Origin of the sequence: Litoreibacter halocynthiae (assembly GCF_004365635.1) — a bacterium.
Lineage (GTDB): Bacteria > Pseudomonadota > Alphaproteobacteria > Rhodobacterales > Rhodobacteraceae > Litoreibacter > Litoreibacter halocynthiae.
This window is the reverse complement of record NZ_SOBH01000008.1, coordinates 1-1,913: the sequence shown is the minus strand read 5'-3', so window position 1 is coordinate 1,913 and position 1,913 is coordinate 1. Positions and strand designations below refer to the sequence as shown.

2 protein-coding genes are annotated in these 1,913 nt (G+C 51.7%); both read right to left on the bottom strand.

Annotation, left to right across the window (positions count from 1 at the left end; genetic code table 11):
- Window positions 1–261: 261 nt before the first annotated feature.
- Entirely contained in the window at window positions 262–1,137 is an 876-nt protein-coding gene (locus BDE40_RS18120) for an SUMF1/EgtB/PvdO family nonheme iron enzyme (protein ID WP_134016995.1), read from the bottom strand.
- Between the two features lie 2 nt (window positions 1,138–1,139).
- Window positions 1,140–1,913, bottom strand: a 774-nt coding sequence (locus BDE40_RS18115) for a T6SS effector amidase Tae4 family protein (protein ID WP_162848127.1), incomplete at its 5' end; no start/stop codon positions are given.

Sequence of the window (1,913 nt, the reverse complement as noted above, 5' to 3'; positions counted from 1 at the left end):
GCATTTGCAGCCCGCATTGCTGCCGTTCGCAGAAGGTGCCAAATCGTAGGGAAGGCAAATTCACAGTTCTTGGGCAATCCGATTCTTTGAAATCTCTAGACTTTAACCACTTACTTTTTTCTGCGGGCTAGGTCACAGATGAGAACCGGGGCAGACCATTAATCTCCCGTCCAAACTGCCAGGTAATCGTCTACCTAAATTGGTCCCGCTTAAGATGCTACGGTCCAACCTGGCTTGCCCTAATGGAAACCAATCCTGTTATCATCGCGGTTGCACACACCGGAATCCGACATCTATTGCGCGCCGTGACGCCTCTCCTAGCTTTCCGTTAAGCCCCCCCTCAAATGCAAATTCTCCATTCGCCCAACTTCCGCCTGAAGCGAAGACATCGTCTGCGCCCGCTTGTCGGAATGTCCATTCATGTACTGAGCCCAACAAATTCTCTGGCGCGGAAAAAACCTCGTTAGCCAACGACGGGCCGGTACGGCACATCCGAACAGTCTTGTCGGAGGAAAGATACTCCGGAACGATTGACCCGAATTGTTCAATAAGAACGCGAACATCATGGAATGGTAAGTTGAATGCGCTGCAATTCTGCCGTCCCTCACCGCTTAACATTGCGTCGCGATACATTTCCAAGGCGTCAGGGGCGTATGTTGTGACGACATGGCTTCTCTGCAAACGATTGGGCAATGCGCCGCCCCGCCATTTGCAATAGGTTTGAGCGTCCGTTGGGCTGATTATGGTCACTGGCAGTCGGTCGGCCAAATCAGATTTAAAGTCCTCCACAAGGCTCTGGACTGCATTCTCAACGCTGTCTTCTTCGACTGTGCCGTACCGCGTTGGACCAGCACCGAGGCGCAATGCGTTGTATTGCGACGGCGCAGGCTCAAGCGGGCTTGCCTCACCTGAAAAATTAGGTGGTATCCACGCAGCGCAGACGCCGGCTTCCACACAGGCCAGGTACTCGCCAATGGTGACTTCATGGTGTTGGATTGCAAAAGCTGATTCGTTCGGCTCTGCTCCATCCATCGGGACGTCAATAAATGGGTTCACCGCTTCGTCGGCACGGCATGATGCCATCGTGATCGTCAGAATAAACGCCATGATAACCCATTTATTGATTGGCACGCTCATATCTAGCTTCCCTGCATCTGGTAGACTGCGGTGCAAACACCGTCATTGCGCTGGATCTCTTTGAGCTCGATCTTAACATGCTGCCATAATGTGATCGTCGTGGAGCGGCGGAAATATGCTAAGTACCGAATCCTTGAACCTACTTCTGCCTGGCCATTTGGAACCAGGTCATCCGCAGCGAACCCATTCCAGATGTCGAAGTGCCCGTTTGCATCATCCCACCCACCGACAGTGAAGAAGACTACGCCCTTCTTGCCGACAAAAGGTGTTTGTAGGTTTGTGCCTCTAATCAAAGGCGCATCTGGGAAGTAGTACTGCATGTAAGGCGCAAACTCGTCCAGGCGCACGCCATAGGCGAAAGGTCTTCCGTTCGGCCAATTTGCTCCGCCTCCAGGGCGATAAATCGAAATTGCCAGATCGCCTCTGGTTATTCCAAAACCGCGACCCTCATTTCCATTTTCGGTTTCAAGATCGCGAAACCCCACAAATGGTACGTAGTCAGGGCCTACACTGTTAAAGGCCTCAGATGTTCTTACGACGCATGTATTCGAGAATTCATTCGGAAGTGGTTCATCATCGCCGTCAAGAAGTTCTTCAAGTGTAGGCCCGAAAAGCTGCTGAACTTCTCCGCCAATCTGCGTCACGACATCAAGAGAGCCTTGATTAGGATACCCAGACCAGAGCTTGTCAAAATCTGGCAGTATTTTCAGATCTGGAAATGTCACATAGCCTGAACTGCCGTTCGAAGCGGATCCTTCTTGGATGGGTTCGTCCAA

What these genes read in the sequence shown, in the direction of transcription:
- BDE40_RS18120 (WP_134016995.1), bottom strand. Translation starts at nt 1,137, where the DNA reads ATGAGCGTGCCAATCAATAAATGGGTTATCATGGCGTTTATTCTGACG.